Source organism: uncultured Pontibacter sp., assembly GCF_947502515.1.
In the GTDB taxonomy this organism is placed as follows: Bacteria; Bacteroidota; Bacteroidia; order Cytophagales; family Hymenobacteraceae; genus Pontibacter.
Genome location: NZ_CANNAI010000011.1, coordinates 63,571 through 79,867, shown reverse-complemented (window position 1 = coordinate 79,867; position 16,297 = coordinate 63,571). Strand labels below are relative to the sequence as shown.

Below are 16,297 nucleotides of genomic sequence, written 5' to 3'. Positions count from 1 at the left end.
CCGCACAGGTATAGCCGCACAGGTATAGCCGCACAGGTATAGCCGCACAGGTATAGCCGCACAGGTATAGCCGCACAAAAAAAGGAGCGCCTTCTAGCGCTCCTTTTTTTGTGATGAGACTAAGTTAGAACTTAGCGCAGAATGTAAATCTTGCCATAACCGTTCACGAAGCCCTTATCTCCTTTTTTCCAGATGTGCTTCATCTCTTCAGTATCTTTAGGCATTACGACACGGTATAAATACACCCCATTAGCCAGTTTGTCGCCATACGTATCAGTACCATCCCAGGCATATTCCGTTTTGTTATTACCAATGCGAATTGGCCCAATTTCTTCCCGCATAATCTCCTTTACCACTTTACCAGTCACAGTCATGATCTGGATTTTGAACTGATCTGGAATTACGCCACCTGTCAACGTGAAGATAAACTGCGTTTTGGTGGAGAAAGGGTTCGGGTATGGGTAGAAGTTGGTAATTTTTGACTCGTTCTCTACTTCGAAATTGATTCGGTAAGGCGAAACTCCTGAGGCTTTACCTGTCACGTCCTTACCCCTTACCTCCAAAGTGTAGATACCATTTTCTAAATGTTCTGGCTTATACTCAAATCGAAAATCATTCTTCTGGTCGGCTGGAAAAACACGCAACTCGCTTGACTTTGCAGTTTCTTTTATATCTAACGATACGCCTGTTGCATTGTTAGTTAAATACACTTCCATTGCATCTGCGTTCTCAAGATAGATATGCTTGTTCTCGTCCTTCACAGTAATACTAATAAGCGGGCTTGGAGCTACAAGTTCTCCATCCATAATGTGTACGCCGTCAAAGGCTACGTCCATGATTGGATGAAGCTTTGACTGTACAGCGAAGTTCACTTCATAAATGTTGTTCTGAAACTGCTGCTCCGGCTGCAAACGAGGATTCACATACATGCTCAGTTTATAATTACCATCAAGTTCAAGAGATGACATAGTATAGTTGAACATGGCCGTCTTATTCCCTTCCAATGCTTCAATTTTGAACTGTGATATTCTTGGCTCTATCCCTTCTCCTGTTAAGGTTACTTCCACAGTGATTGAGTCGCGGAAAGCATACGGCGTGACATTTTGGAAAGCCATCGGTACATTAATGGTACCTCTTTCAGCCTGTGCTGTTATAATTTCCTCACTTACTTTAACTAAATCTGGCCTGATCACACCTTCTGGAGCAGCTTGGTAATAAACCATCCATTGTTTGAGCTGTGGTGCCGTACGGTCCTCAATGTCTGTCAATTGAGCTTGTAATTGTAAGTATGGATACTTTGTTGCACTTACTTGGCTAAGATCAAACATTTTTGATGTTACTGCATCATTTAATAGTTCTCGATTACCTTCCTCATCAAAACCATACACGCTCAGTTTATATTTATCGTCGCCTAACCTATTCTTCTCTATATTATGGTGCAGGCTACTCCAGCTTAAGGCAGGCCCTATAGTTGTAGAAGTGATATAGCCTTGCGTATTTGTTGTTTCCATCAAGTAACGTAAAGCAATCCCTTGTGCAGTCGGAGGTATATCACTGCTTAAATCGGCTCCTAATTCTTGAATGGACCCAATAGCAGCCCCCTTTTGGCCTATTATGGCTAATGGGTAACCTGTTTTTATATCATCAATTAGCTTAGACCCTATATTACTGAAAGCTGCTTTCAGTTCAGGAGTAAATAAGTCGAAAGGAACCTTATTTACAGTAACAGCTACTACATATTGCCCCTCAGGAATAGCATTCAAAAAACGTAGCATATTTGCCCTGATTGTAGGATTGTTGAGATCTCCAAATTGGTAAAGATTCCACATGAATTTGCAAGGTGAAAATCCCGGAACTGTCACATGGTTCAGATTCTTACTATCAAGTACAAAGAAAAACATTCTTGGTACAGATGAAGCTTTGAAATTACCACAAGCTGCGTCTATTTCAGATACTCCATTTATATAGATTCCATGTGGAGGCATATCAAACCTTACATCCCCTCCTACAGTTCTAATTTCAAAATTTTTAGTAATAGGGCTGAACTCGATTTTGTCTTGTGAATTTAAACGAAGCCCATCCATCTCTGCTTCCTTATACTGACCTGCATGGCTCTGAGACCACCCTTCCTCATTGCCTTTTATGTACCTAAAAGAACCATTTACCCAGACAGTGTCCTCTCCCTGCTCAAATTGGTCAAATCGAGCACGCCAAAAGAAAACAGTGCTGTCAGCGTCAGAATTCTGAATTGGAAGATTTACCTCCCATGCAGGAAGTACACCAGGACTTGCCTGGTGCGTTAGCTTCATATTTGATTTAAAATTGTCAGTGGTATCTAGTTCAAAATAGACTCCTTTAGGTTCTGTTCTTAGTTGTGTTGACTGAACTACTAAGTTAACACTCGGACTATTCACGATTGAGTAATTCATCGGTGCCAGTAATGAAATTCCTGAGCGTGGTAGGAAATGTGATATCACCAGCACATTGTTACTCTCATTCAACTCATCAATTAGACCTGTGTCGTCAAGAGTTACCTCAAACCTGTTCATACCTGCCCCGGTTGAATCTGTGTTAGGAATTGACAACTCGTATTTCTCTTTGTAATAAATAGGTTTAACCTTGATAGAAACAGGATCTTGTGCAGTGCCATTTGGCAGAATACGTTTTACACCAATGCTAACCGAGTCATTAATAGCTTTCCCGAGATTGATGGTATTCACACTAAGCACAAATTTCTCAGACACGGCTATCGCAATTTCACCGTTTTGATCCTTAACTGTAGCAGCGTTATTTGCAAATGCATAATCAGGTTTGCTCGGTGTATACAATCTTACTGCAGGATCTCCCTGGAGCACCATTTGTGTCATGGTGGCTACATGATCCCCCCTTTGATAAAGGGAACTTGATGTGATATACCTTCTAATAGTTTCTTTATGAACACCCCCAATTGTACGTCCATAAAACTGGTTATCGGCAAAAGCAATCTGATAGAATCTATTAGAAAATTCATTCAGAGGCCCATCACCCCCAATGTAAGACTGTGCCATAAATGATATTGCCCCCCGGTCTGGAGTAATCAACCAGTCTTCGCCAAAAGATATCTTGTTATGAATAAATGCATCTCCGCTGTAACAACCATTCATTATGATAGCGGGGTACTTACCTTTATTTCTATATCCATTAAGATTAGACGATGCGAAGCCTATCTCAATGTCGGTAACATCTATCGCACTATGTCCGAAAAAAGTAAGTAGTGATAAGCCAGCATTCACTTCATCAGAAACATTGACGTAAGTAGTGTAATCTCTAAAATCTCTTCTGTACTTTTCAATTACATTAGCTCCTAATAGTGGACCTTCTGCAATAAGCCTATAATTCGTCAGCCAATTTGCATATTTGTTTTGCTGTACTTCATTCGCTCCCCCACCAAGTTGTAAAATGTTTTTTCTCCAGGCTAAACCATCTGATAAGGCCTCGTGCTCCTTTACTTTATTCAGATATGCTATTATATTTTCAGGCGTTGTGGCAGACAAACGTCCTGTAGGAACCCGAGGTTCATATCGATTATTCCTAAAGTCAGATGAAAAGAACACATCAGATGAAGGAATCATGCCTGTTGGCACTAAATCCATTTCATGCACGTTTGGGTGCCGGTCTCCTATATGGTAAAAGCTGTATTTATTGTTATGAATACTTCTATAGTCATCCCAAGCGTACTTCAGGCCTTTCCCAATAATAAAAAGCTGTTTTTCCCGATCCGAGGTAAGCATATAGGTCATAAACTTACGCACAGCATTGGACGAGAATTCACCGTAGTGAAATTGATCTACAACTTGATCCACATGAACCAAGAGCGTATCATACCCTCCACCAACAGCAGATGCTCTGTAGGCAGCATATTCAACTGGAGCCGGCCTGGATGTTCCTCCAGCCTTCATTAAACGTTTATTCGTCAGAATAATGTAGTTATGCGCATTCGCATCAATATTCCTAAAACGCATCGCCTCAGCTTTACCCACTGCTTTGAAAGCTTTAGCAGTGTTTGCTAGTAACACTTGCCGAGTTTTGTTTTCCGTAGGAATTATTACTCCTTTCGCCCCACCATTTACATGGCCTTCTATACGAATCGGATTATAAGGATCTGTAACATCATAGGCAACGGTTGACGCTAGGCTACCACTAAGTAGATAAAAGGGGTTAGCGGAACGTGTAGAGTCCGTATGAAATAGCATAGAATTACCTGTCACTATACTTTTCTGTGCAAACGTCACGGTTACATAAGACAGCGTTACATCGTTTGTCTGTGTGGCGTCAGGTAAAGTCTGCACCCTAATTTTGCCATCTGCGTAAATGTCACTGTACTCAATATTGCCTTTTACTTTTTGAAAATTGTCCCCTGTTATCTCAAAACGAGTCAAGGCTCTGGTGGCCCCCGAGGGCGTCACAATATTTAATACTCCTCCATGCAAGTTAGCGTTAACACCTCCAATTACAGCTTCAAAACTCGGCTTAGGCCCTGACGCTTCTGAATTGGTAAGCGAAGGGATATCATAATTTTTAGCAACTCTGGCAGCAACTGAGGTATAACCCTCGCCCTCGTCCATCCAAGCTAGCAGTGCATTGATTGTACCATGCTTTTTTCCATAGTAGTATCTATCCACAAAATATCGCGTCACCTTCCGCAATACATATGGCTCAGGCGTCTTCCCCGCCGGCGAAGGGTTGACCTGTTGCATGCGCTTCCCACCAGCAGGATTCACTGTAAGAAAATAAGCGGCCGTATCGGTATAAAGACTATATAGTTGATGCGGCTGATGCGCGGGATCCTTATATAGGTCCTGATCCAACCTACCGTCGTTGCGCTCACCATAGAATTCGATGAAGTCCTGCGTATCGAGGCGGCCATCAGCCTCACCGGCTACGTGGATGGCCACCTCCTTGCCTCTTCTGAAAAGCTGGAAGTGCTGTGGGTTGGTGCCAGCTAAGCCTAAACTATCCAGAAATCCATAGCTTAAGCGATGAAGTCCTGTGTTAACAACTTTCAGTTTATAGTAAGTTTTGTTATAATCAATCCATTCGTTGCCGTAAGGTGTTGGGGACTGGGCAAAGGCTACAGACTGCAGGCCTACTACGAAGGTGCATACAAACAAAAACTGCTTAATGAGTCTACTTATATTCATCGGCTGTAATACTTAAAACCGTATATTTTTAATTGAAAGAATAACCTAAAGAGATGATGATGGAGTAAAGCCCGTTTGCATTGGCCGTGTTTCCATCGTTACCGCTCACGCGTGATAGAGCCAAGTCTATGTTCAGACCGTTGTTCTCAAAGCCCACACCGAAGTTTGGCTGCACCTTAGAGGACATGCTTCCATTGAAATTGCGGAACTGCTGGTAGTTATTAATGCCTCCCCGCACGAATACTGTATTGGCATAGGCGAGCTCCATGCCCACATGCGGGTCCACGGAGGCGAAGTCAGACTTGAGCAGCACGTTACGCTTGCCGTCAAAAGTGAAGTCAATATCAGTGGCCAATAAACCTGTAAACTTATCAGAGAAAGTGAAGTTCTTGGCAACTCCCAGCACTAAGCGGGGCAGCGTAAGTTCGGCCGTACTCTCAGGCAGGTCATTACCTGTCTGCTGATAGGTTGCTTCCAGTGCCTCTACATTATGGGTCCAGGCCGTGAAGGTAGTAGTTACGTCTTTGGCCATCACACCAAATTGCCATGTACCGCGGCGCAACTGGGCGCCCGCATCAAAACCGAAGCCCCAGGCATTGGCAAACTCCCCCACATTTCGGTAGATAATCTTGGCGTTAACTCCCAGTGTTAAGCCTTGTACCAGGTTACTTTTACGAGCATAGGATAACAGCATGGCATAGTCCGCCACCGAAAAAAAGCGAATGCTGTCGTATTGGATGTAGCCGTACTCGTTTTGAAGGCGACGGGTGTCCACAATGTCGTCTACGCCGAGGCGGATAACCGAGACAGCAAGGGCACTACTCGAGTCGATGGGCATGGCAAAGCTGCCGAAATCATTCTTGGCTATGCCTGCGAAGAGTTCTGAGTGCATGAGGGCGATGTTGTACTTATTGCGCAGTTGCAGCAAACCCGCCGGATTCCAGAATCCGGCTGTGGCATCATCGGCAACTGCGACCTGCACATTACCCATACCAAGGGCCCGAGCCCCCACCCCGATATTTAAAAATTCATTACTATACTTTGGAGTAGCTACCTGCGCCTGGGCAACACCGCTCACAAAACATAGCACTAGCAATAGAACCGAAAGGGTAAATCTGGTCATAGGCACAGGAATACAATCTCAAATGGGCTTTTAAGAATTATTAAAAAAAAATTCAGGCTTAGTTTATTACCCGATCAATGGAAGCAGTTTTGCCTCCTAACACCATGAAAAGCGAATAAGTTGATTTAAAACGACATTTTTTCGCATTCAAAAATAATCATTTTTATCCACAATTAGCTGCCACTTAAACCCTTTGAAAAAACTTTCGTAATTATTTTTAAACAGTACCTTGTTTTACATAGTACCTTTTAATAACTTTGCTTCAACATTAAACGGAATCATCATGAAAGTAGAAAACACACAAGTGCAGATGCGGAAGGGAATTCTGGAGTTCTGCATACTGGAGATTATCTCTCGTGGTGAGGTATATGCGTCCGATATGTTGGAGGAGCTGACAGCTGCCAAGATGATAGTAGTGGAGGGAACTCTTTATCCTCTCCTTACTCGCCTCAAGAACGCGGGGCTTCTCGACTATAGTTGGGTCGAATCTACCTCTGGGCCACCCCGCAAGTATTACACACTTACCGAGACCGGGCGCACTTTTCTGGATCAACTCCGGGAAACATGGGGCGAACTGGTAGCTTCCACCGAATTCATCATCCACAACAAGAAAGCGCAGCAATCATGAAAAAGAACATAAACGTCAATCTGCAAGGCATTATCTTCCACATTGAGGAAGATGGGTATGAGCAACTTAGCCGCTATCTTGCTTCTATTCGCCACTACTTTTCGAGCTACGAAGGACACGAGGAAATTGTAGCTGATATCGAGGCACGCATAGCGGAGATCTTTTCAACGCGTCTTTCTCCTGGCAAACAGGTCATCACTATAGAGGATGTACAATCACTTATTGCTCAAATGGGCGATGTGACTGACTTCGAGATACTGGAGCCAATGGAAGAGGAAATGCCGCATGCCAAACAAGCATACAGAGCCGGCGCTCCTGAACCTGAGTACGCCGAAGCTGGAGGAGCGGCAGCCGCTGCTGCAACTGCCCGGCCAAAGCGCCTGTACCGCGATGCAAGCCGCAAAGTAATCAGCGGTGTGTCATCAGGTATAGCGAATTACCTGAACGTAGACCCGGTATGGATTCGCCTGATCTTTGTGTTCCTGGTAATCGGTACGCCTATTACTGATGGTATCTCAGGTTCCTTTGGCTTGATCCTGTACATTATCCTCTGGATCGCGCTGCCTGTAAACTACTCACTACCTGAAATCACGGTGAAAAAGCTGTTCCGTGATCCGGATGACAAGAAACTGGCAGGTGTGGCCAGCGGTATTGCCAAGTATTTTGGTGTTGATGTAGCGGTTATTCGCATCCTTTTCCTAGCCCTGATTTTTGCGGGGGGGTTTGGTATACTGGCTTACATCATCCTCTGGGTAGCGGTCCCGGAGGCGGCCAGCCTGACCGAACGTATGCAAATGCAGGGAAACCCGGTTACGCTGGCCAGTATTGAGCACACCCTGAAAGAGAACCTCAACATGAAGGACCACGATGGAGAGGAAAGCACTGCCGCCAAGGTATTGCTCCTGCCTTTTCGCATCATCTCGCAGATAATTAACTGGCTAGGCAGAGCATTAGGCCCTATTCTAGCGGTACTTATCACATTGATCAGAGTGGCTGCCGGTATCACGTTGTTGTTTATTTCGCTAGGCCTTACTGTAGCTCTTTTCACTTCCCTGTTTGTGTCTTTGGGCATAGTAGATGGCGACACGGCGTTCATGATGGGTGATTTTCCGGCCTCCGTTCTTTTGGAGGGCTTTCCCCGGCTCGGATTGGTGGCTGGTTTTTTTGTAGGACTCATACCTATCTTGTTCCTGATCCTGCTGGCAATCGGCCTTTTGGCGAAGCGCTTCTTTATGCGCCCACTGGTGGGTTGGTCTCTGTTTGGCATCTGGCTGATCAGCTTGTTTACCATGATCGCTTTCATCGCGGCTCATGCTGAAAACTTCCGTCGCTCAGGTGAAGTGGTAACAACCCAGTCCTTCCCGGTTGGGCCATACCCTACGATCACGCTGGATGGTTATAACACGAACTCCTCTTATGAAAACCGCATCTATTTCGATGTGCAGGGACACACTGGTTCGAATCTGGAAGTGCAGCAACGCCTGCAGGCCAAAGGCAAGACGGAGGCTGAAGCACAGGAAAATGCACGCATGGTAACCTACCGCGTGGTACAAACCGACTCTACACTCCGTTTCGACGACAGCTTCGAGTTTGCATCCGGGGCGGCTTATCGCAGCCAGCGCATGGACGTGACCTTGCTTATACCGCAAGATAAGCAGCTACGCCTGACCAGCAACTTCCTGCGTATGGTGCCGAGCAGCGCCTTCGAAGAAGAGTATAGCCGAGAAAAGACTCTGCGCAACCTGTGGCAGGTAAAAGGCAACCTGCTTGCCTGTATCACCTGCGCATCCGACACGCTAGACGTAGCCGACAGCGATTTCACTTACAATGCAGCCGCTACGATGGGTGCTGGTGGAAGCGTGCTGATGAACGAGTCAGAGTATAGCTCTAATAAGCAGAATTATGACTTCAGCGACTTCAACGCTATCTCAGTGAACGGAGCTTACCACGTACAGATTACCCAGGGCAGCAGCTACAACATCACTGCCAGTGGCAATGCGGATGATCTGGAAAAACTTGAGATCACTAAAAAAGGCAATGAACTGGTAATTGAGCACGAAGACAGAACTTTCAAGCTCTTCGATAGACAGAAGACTGTGTTGATTCAGATAACGGTGCCTGAACTGCGAAGCCTTGATTTGAGCGGCGCCATCAAAGCGGATATCGGTCACATCAAATCACCAGAGCTGACCTTAGCCTTAACTGGTGCTACACAGGCCTTTGTGGATGTGAATGTAAACAGAATAAAAGCCGATATCGCCGGAGCTTCCAAAAGCACATTTTCAGGTCGCGCCGAGTACGTAGACATGGATATTGCCGGAGCCAGCAAGATGGATGCTACAAGACTGGTAGCTAATTCAGTTGAGATTGATGCTGTTGGCGCTTGCTCTGCTGATGTACATGCCACCAACACACTGCGCGCCAATGCGGCAGGTGCCAGCAAAGTACGCTACAGAGGTAACCCGAGCAATGTGGTAACAGATGTGGCAGGTGCTAGCAAAATATCGCGCCTGTAATAGCTCTACAAAAAAGGGATAAGTCTTACCAACTTATCCCTTCTCTATACCTGCCTTTAGTACAAAATAAAACTTTATACCCACTTACAGGTTCTATACCTGAGTGATTTGTTTGTTTAGTTGTTTGGTGAGTTTACCTGGCGAAGTCCCAGTTCTTTTCCTTTTTCGAGGAGAAAAGCGAAGGCTTCGCCAAACTCGTTTTTAACAGTTCCCTCCAGTATCGCTTCTGTCAGTGCCTCCTTCAACTCCCCTACCGTTTTAGACGGCTTCAGATCAAACGTTTCCATGATAACCTCACCAGTAATCACTGGCTGGAAGTTGCGCAGTTTGTCGCTCTCCTCCACCTCTACCAGTCGCTTCTCCACCTTATCGAAGTTCTGCAGGTAGCGCTTTACCTTGCTGTCGTTTTTGGAGGTGATGTCAGCGCGGCACAGTTTCATAAGCGCATCAATGTCGTCGCCCGCCTCAAACAAAAGTCTGCGAATGGCAGAGTCGGTTACAGTGTCCTTTACCAGTGCAATGGGGCGCAGGTGCAGGCGAACCAGCTTTTGCACAAACTTCATGTGATCGTTCAGTGGCAGTTTCAGATCTTTGAAAAGCTTGGGCACCATACGGGCGCCACGCTCTTCATGACCATGGAAAGTCCAGCCCACTTTCTCGTGGTAGCGTTTTGTATCGGGCTTGGCGATGTCGTGCATGATGGCCGACCAACGCAGCCACAGGTCATCCGTAACCTCCGACACATTATCAAGCACCTGCAGAGTATGGTAAAAGTTATCTTTATGCGAGTTGCCTTTGATCGTCTCCACACCCTGCAATTCTGCCATTTTGGGGAAAATCAGCTGCAACAGACCAGATGCAAAAAGCAGTTTGAAGCCGTAAGAAGGCACCGGTGAGAGCACGATCTTGTTCAGTTCGTCCGTGATTCGCTCCTGTGATACAATCTTGATACGCCCCTTGTTGTCGATGATGGCGTCGAAGGTTTCCGGAGCAATATCGAAGTTAAGTTGAGAGGCGAAGCGGATGGCACGCATCATGCGCAGCGGGTCGTCGGAGAAGGTAATTCCCGGCTCTAGCGGTGTGCGAATGATCTTGCGCTTCATGTCTTTTACCCCATCGAAGCGGTCAATCAGCTGTCCGTAGGTACCTTCGTTCAGGCTTATACCTAAGGCATTGATAGTGAAGTCACGGCGTTTCAGGTCGTCCTCTAGCGTACCAGTTTCTACATCTGGCTTGCGGGATTCCTCGCGGTATGATTCCTTGCGGGCACCCACAAATTCCACTTCCCATTCACCTGAGCGCAGCATAGCAGTACCGAAGTGCTTAAAAACCGACACTTTGGGCTTGTGCGGCAGCTTATGCGATACCCGCTCAGCCAGCTCGATGCCATTGCCCACACATACCACGTCAATATCTTTAGATGGCCTTTTGAGGACCAGATCACGCACAAAGCCCCCAATCACGTAAGCGTCTACGCCTACTTCAGCAGCGGCAGCAGCCACGGTATCGAATATGGGGTGCTCAGGTAATTTTATCGTATCCATTCAGAAAAATCAAAACCTCAGGCTGTACAGAAAACATACGCCTGAGGCACAAAAATAAAGAGATAAATTCAGAGCAAGGCTAAAAAATCGTAGACGGCTCTGAAACATGGGTATAGGCCACCGCCCGTTACACGCTATACCTACACCTTACTCCCGAATAACCGTCTGTTTGCCGTTTTCATCAATTTTGATGATGCGCGATGGCCGTGATTCTACTTCCTCGTCTTGTCGCCACTGCACCACATAATCAACCCGCTCTTTTATCGTAGCAGATACTTCAGCAAAATTACGCGGTGAAGGCTCACCGCTCACATTAGCTGAGGTAGACACCAGCGGACGGCCTATTTGCTGCATCAAGCGGTGGCAGAATTCGTCTTTGGCGATGCGCATACCGATGCTGCCGTCTTCGGCAATCAGTTCTTTGGGCAGATTCTGGGCACCAGAGAGTACAAAAGTCGTCGGACGCTCCTGTGACTCAGCTAACTGCTCAAAGTCCTCGGGTACATCGCGCACGTAACGCCTCAGCATAGCCACGTTGCTCACCAGCACAATCATAGACTTCGATTCTTCCCGTTCCTTTATCTTGAAAATCTTCCTAACGGCAGCAGCATTCTCGGCATCACAACCGATTCCCCAAACCGTATCGGTTGGGTATAAGATGACGTTGCCGACTAGTAACTCGTCCTCCGCCGCCTGTACCTCTTTCAGAAAATGTTTCATCATTTTGATGGTTAAATTGTTTGATTGTTAAATGGTTTCCCTCAAATGTGCCTATACACAAACAATAGATATAGCCGCGTTCAACAATTTAACAATACAGCCATACAACCATTTAACGTATCTCCTGCGTCAGTTCTACCAGCACCCCATTGGCGCTTTTTGGGTGCACGAAGCAAACCAGTTTGTTATCGGCACCTTTTTTGGGTGTCTCGTTCAGTAGTATGAAGCCCTCCCCCTTCAGCCTTTCCATTTCAGCCAGAATATCTTCCACCTCAAAAGCGATGTGGTGTATACCTTCACCGCGTTTCTCGATGAATTTGCTGATGGCGCTATCGGGTGTTGTGCCCTCTAAAAGCTCTATTTTAGTGCCTCCTACCTTAAAGAAAGAGGTGTTTACCGCCTCCGACTCCACAAACTCCGTTTTGTAAGGCTCCACGCCCAGCAGTTTAAAATACAGGGCATTTGCCTCGCTGAAATTTTTAACCGCTATACCTATATGTTCTACGTTTACCATTTTCAATTTGTAATTAGTCTAAGTAACCTTTTTTTGTTAATTTTGCAGGGAATTCAAAACTAATAATTTCTCACAACTGTTAATCAGACAGGACAAAAAGAGATAAAAAATAGTGATATGCTAACATTTCCGATATACTTAGACAACAACGCCACTACACCGCTTGACCCGCGCGTGCTGGAGGCCATGATGCCATACTTCACTGGCAAGTTTGGTAACGCCGCTTCCCGTAACCACGCATTCGGCTGGCATGCCGAGGAGGCTGTTGACTATGCACGTGAGCAAATCGCCTCACTTATCAATTGCTCACCAAAAGAAATCATCTTCACTTCGGGCGCTACTGAGTCAGATAACCTGGCTATCAAAGGTGTCTTTGAGATGTATGCCTCTAAAGGTAACCACATCATCACGGCTACTACGGAGCACAAAGCAGTACTGGATACTTGCAAACACATCGAGAAAATCGGTGGAAAGGTAACGTATCTGCCTGTGAACGCAGAAGGTCTGATCGACCTGAAGCAACTGGAAGAAGCGATTACTGACAAGACCATTCTGATTTCGATCATGTATGGCAACAACGAAGTTGGCGTTATCCAGCCGATCCGTGAAATTTCTGCTATCGCCAAGAAGCACGGCGTACTGTTCTTTACAGATGCTACGCAGGCAGTTGGTAAAATTCCAGTGGACGTGGAAGCTGACGGCATCGACCTGATGGCTTTCTCTGGCCACAAAATGTACGGACCGAAAGGTGTTGGTGCGCTGTATGTGCGTCGTAAGAACCCACGTGTGAAAGTAACCGCCCAGATGGACGGTGGCGGACACGAGCGCGGTATGCGTTCTGGTACGCTGAACGTGCCTGGTATTGTGGGTCTGGGTAAGGCTTGCGAGATTGCCAAGCAGGACATGGAAAAAGACACAGCCCGTCTTTCTGCCATGCGCGACAGACTCGAGAAAGAGCTTTTGACAATCGAGGAGTCTTATGTGAACGGTTCGCGTGAGCATCGTCTGCCGCACGTAACTAACATCTCCTTCAAGTATGTAGAGGGTGAAGGCCTGATGATGGGTGTGAAAGACATTGCCGTATCTTCTGGTTCTGCCTGTACATCAGCATCTTTAGAACCTTCTTACGTACTAAAAGCGTTAGGATTAAGTGACGACCTGGCACACTCTTCGCTGCGTTTCGGTTTGAGCCGCTTCACTACAGACGAAGAAATTGACTACGCCATCAACCACACGAAAGAAGCTGTTGCTAAACTGCGTGAGATGTCGCCACTTTGGGAGATGTTCAAAGAAGGCATCGACCTGAACTCAATTGAGTGGGCAGAACACTAAGAGTTTAATTAATAATGGGGAATGAATAATGATTAATTGTTCCCTCCCCACTTATTATTCATTAATCATTATTAACTAGTAATTATAAATAGCCATGGCTTATTCAGATAAAGTAATCGATCATTATAACAACCCACGCAACGTAGGTACGCTTGACAAAGCGAAAAACAGCGTAGGTACTGGCCTTGTAGGTGCGCCTGAGTGCGGTGACGTAATGCGCCTTCAGATTGAAGTAGACGAAAACCAGATCATCACTGATGCGAAGTTTAAGACCTTCGGTTGTGGTTCTGCTATCGCTTCTTCATCACTAGCTACCGAGTGGCTGAAAGGAAAGTCTGTTGACGAGGCCCTTGCCATTGACAACATGGATATTGTGGAAGAACTGGCATTGCCTCCTGTGAAAATTCACTGCTCTGTGCTTGCTGAGGACGCCATTAAGTCTGCCATCAACGACTATAGAGTAAAGAACGGCCTTCCAGCACTGGAAATGCCGAAGTCACACCACTAAGACCTGGACTCACGCATGGAGTCAACGACCGAGGTGCACGTAGAAAGTGCACGTATTCAGAAGCAGATTGAAAACCACTTAGGCTTAAGTGGCGACAGTCTGCTTTTCGAATTCAGAAAGCTGGATAACAAAGTGCGTCTGGACCTGATAACGGTAAACCCGCGCCACTTGCAGTCGTTCCTCTTCCACACAGAAGTTGGGTATGACAGAGTGGATGCGCTCCGTAAAATGTGGGACTACGTGCAGAGTTATAAAGAAAAAGAGAGCCCTTATACCGTACAGTGGATGGCCCGTGGAGACAAGGAGTTGAATACTTCCTACTTCCGTGCTCGTAACATGTACGAGGCGCTCGACAAGTTATACTTTGGTCGCGACATGAACACGATCACTGTTTTCAGTGTGGTGCTGAATCCAGTATCTTAAAGAAAGAATTGTTATGATAACAGTATCAGATAAAGCAAAAGAGAAAGTATTGAAGCTGAAGCAGGATGCTCAGCTCGACGATACGTTTCGCCTGCGCGCATCTGTAGCAGGAGGCGGTTGTTCTGGACTCTCCTACAACCTCGACTTCGACGACGAGGTGAAACCAATGGACCAGGAGTTTGAGGACAAAGGCATTAAGGTAGTGGTAGACATGAAGAGCTTCCTATACCTGGCTGGCACCGAGCTTGACTTCTCGGACGGTTTGAACGGCAAAGGCTTTTACTTCAACAACCCGAACGCCTCCCGTACCTGCGGTTGCGGCGACAGCTTCTCCGTTTAAGGAACTATAAGTTATAAAATCAGAAGGGCCAGCTAAAGTTAGCTGGCCCTTCTGATTTTATACTGGAGGCAAGTATAGCTATTCCATGTTGCTACTCTTCGGGTATAGTTATTTCTTCAAGAATCGTAAGGATTGCTTCTCCCCTACTTCATTCGACAGCACTAAGGTGTAGTTGCCATGTCCCAAGCGACTAACATCCAGCGCATGGGTATAGCCTTTCAGATTTTGCCGCAACACGACCCGGCCCATTTTGTCATAGACAGCTGCATCATAAGTCATATGCGCTAATGGTAGCTCAACTTTTAACTCCTGCTGTGCGAGGGTTGGGTATACCGAGGCTGCTTTAGCTTGTTGGTTCGAGACGGCAAGAATATGGTAATAGGTATAGGTGAGGTCTTCGTCTACTTGCTTGAGCCTATAGTAGGATGTCCCTAAAAGTGGCTCACGGTCGTGAAAGGTATAGTTTGTGGTCAAACTCGTAGTTCCTTTCGTATTCACTATGCCGATAGTTTTGAAGCTTCTTGCATCGGCACTACGTTCTATTTCGAAATGCTTGCTATCTAGTTCTGAAGCTGTTGTCCAATTCAGTTCAACACCTTTGCCGATAGTTCGGGCAGTAAACTTGGTCAGCTCTACTGGTAAGGGAATATAGTCAGCTTCAATCTTCCAGGTGACTTTCACGTCGTCAATTGCCAGTCCGTGGTCTTGGTGTAGTTCGTCTGGGTCATACCAGCGCAGCATTACATAATGTCCATCAGGTATAACTTCAGGTAAAGTATAAGAGAATTCTTTTCGGTTTGCAGGAGCGTTTCCATCAATGGGCCTAGCTACACCTCCAATAACAGGACTATTGAATTGTAAGGAAGGCACTGTAGTCCAGCCTGGCGTATTAAGCTTAGCCTTTAAATTAAAAGTAGAAGGATACTCAGCGACGGCATACATAAAGAGTAACCTCTGCACTTCTGTGTTGGCACTTCCCATACGCCATTGTTCTGCAGCAAATTCAATATCGAGGGCTGTAATTGCTCTACCTGATGTGTTTTGCAGTAAGAGATTATATGTTATTTCGATTCCTGATGCAGTCAATGCTCCAAGTGCTCTATCTGTTGTACCAGTACTACCGTAACTATAAAGCCCGCCAGTGTTTGAAGAACCATTATTAACCAAAATAGTATTATTAATCACAATCTCGCTTTTGGAATTTATCCTATAGACAGCCCAGCCATCTGGTATAAACGCATCCTCACCAAGTCGAGCAGTCACTACTGAAGAACTGTTAGTAGTGGGTAAGGAGTTGAAATCCTGGTTATAAGTCGTTAAGAACCTGCCCATTTCTATTGCTTGCCCATACACAGGCATAGAAAAATTCGCTGCAAGGCACAGCACTCCCACTACCGTAGCCGTTATGGCTCGGACAATAAATGTTTCCATGTAATGGCTAAAAGTAAAAGTTTAAAATTCGAAGTAAT

General features: G+C 45.9%; 12 protein-coding genes. 6 read left to right on the top strand and 6 right to left on the bottom strand.

Features of this window, described 5'->3' with window-relative positions; translation table 11 throughout:
• Nucleotides 1-131: 131 nt before the first annotated feature.
• Both Q1A54_RS19900 and Q1A54_RS19895 read right to left on the bottom strand, forming a co-directional pair.
• On the bottom strand, nt 132-5,180 hold the full coding sequence (locus Q1A54_RS19900; RefSeq protein ID WP_299991697.1) for a C25 family cysteine peptidase: 5,049 nt from the start codon (nt 5,178-5,180) through the stop codon (nt 132-134).
• 28 nt (nt 5,181-5,208) lie between these two features.
• Nucleotides 5,209-6,303, bottom strand: coding sequence for a PorV/PorQ family protein (locus tag Q1A54_RS19895; protein WP_299991695.1), 1,095 nt, complete (start codon nt 6,301-6,303; stop codon nt 5,209-5,211).
• Between the two features lie 283 nt (nt 6,304-6,586).
• On the opposite strand from Q1A54_RS19895, the gene Q1A54_RS19890 reads away from it, so the two are divergent.
• Together Q1A54_RS19890 and Q1A54_RS19885 are read left to right on the top strand one after the other, a co-directional pair.
• Nucleotides 6,587-6,931 (top strand): PadR family transcriptional regulator, encoded by a 345-nt coding sequence (locus Q1A54_RS19890; protein ID WP_007656671.1) that lies wholly within the window; start codon nt 6,587-6,589, stop codon nt 6,929-6,931.
• Nucleotides 6,928-9,447 carry a PspC domain-containing protein gene (locus Q1A54_RS19885; protein ID WP_299991691.1) on the top strand — a complete coding sequence of 840 codons (2,520 nt, stop codon included), beginning with the start codon at nt 6,928-6,930 and terminating at the stop codon, nt 9,445-9,447. Before Q1A54_RS19890 ends, Q1A54_RS19885 begins: the two co-directional genes overlap by 4 nt.
• 116 nt (nt 9,448-9,563) lie before the next feature.
• Here the strand turns inward: Q1A54_RS19885 and Q1A54_RS19880 are convergent, their stop codons facing one another.
• From Q1A54_RS19880 to mce, 3 genes are all read right to left on the bottom strand, one after another.
• Complete coding sequence (locus Q1A54_RS19880; protein WP_299991688.1) at nt 9,564-10,991, bottom strand: HD domain-containing protein; 1,428 nt, start codon at nt 10,989-10,991, stop codon at nt 9,564-9,566.
• A 147-nt stretch (nt 10,992-11,138) separates the two neighbouring features.
• Nucleotides 11,139-11,714, bottom strand: a complete 576-nt coding sequence (locus Q1A54_RS19875) for an L-threonylcarbamoyladenylate synthase (protein ID WP_299991686.1) — start codon at nt 11,712-11,714, stop codon at nt 11,139-11,141.
• A 109-nt stretch (nt 11,715-11,823) separates the two neighbouring features.
• Nucleotides 11,824-12,225, bottom strand: a complete 402-nt coding sequence (mce, locus tag Q1A54_RS19870; protein ID WP_196116171.1) for a methylmalonyl-CoA epimerase — start codon at nt 12,223-12,225, stop codon at nt 11,824-11,826.
• A 117-nt stretch (nt 12,226-12,342) separates the two neighbouring features.
• Between mce and Q1A54_RS19865 the strand changes: the two genes are divergently transcribed.
• From Q1A54_RS19865 to Q1A54_RS19850, 4 genes are all read left to right on the top strand, one after another.
• A complete protein-coding gene (locus Q1A54_RS19865) occupies nt 12,343-13,557 on the top strand; it encodes an IscS subfamily cysteine desulfurase (RefSeq protein ID WP_196116173.1) in 1,215 nt (404 codons plus the stop codon).
• A gap of 94 nt (nt 13,558-13,651) precedes the next feature.
• Nucleotides 13,652-14,065, top strand: a complete 414-nt coding sequence (gene iscU / locus Q1A54_RS19860; protein ID WP_196116176.1) for a Fe-S cluster assembly scaffold IscU — start codon at nt 13,652-13,654, stop codon at nt 14,063-14,065.
• 15 nt (nt 14,066-14,080) lie between these two features.
• Nucleotides 14,081-14,488: a hypothetical protein gene (locus Q1A54_RS19855; protein ID WP_007656689.1), complete on the top strand. Its 408-nt coding sequence runs from the start codon at nt 14,081-14,083 to the stop codon at nt 14,486-14,488.
• 13 nt (nt 14,489-14,501) lie between these two features.
• Nucleotides 14,502-14,828 carry an iron-sulfur cluster assembly accessory protein gene (locus Q1A54_RS19850; protein WP_007656691.1) on the top strand — a complete coding sequence of 109 codons (327 nt, stop codon included), beginning with the start codon at nt 14,502-14,504 and terminating at the stop codon, nt 14,826-14,828.
• 108 nt (nt 14,829-14,936) lie between these two features.
• Here Q1A54_RS19850 and Q1A54_RS19845 read toward each other — a convergent pair whose 3' ends face one another.
• On the bottom strand, nt 14,937-16,259 hold the full coding sequence (locus Q1A54_RS19845) for a T9SS C-terminal target domain-containing protein (RefSeq protein ID WP_299991681.1): 1,323 nt from the start codon (nt 16,257-16,259) through the stop codon (nt 14,937-14,939).
• Between the last annotated feature and the right edge of the window lie 38 nt (nt 16,260-16,297).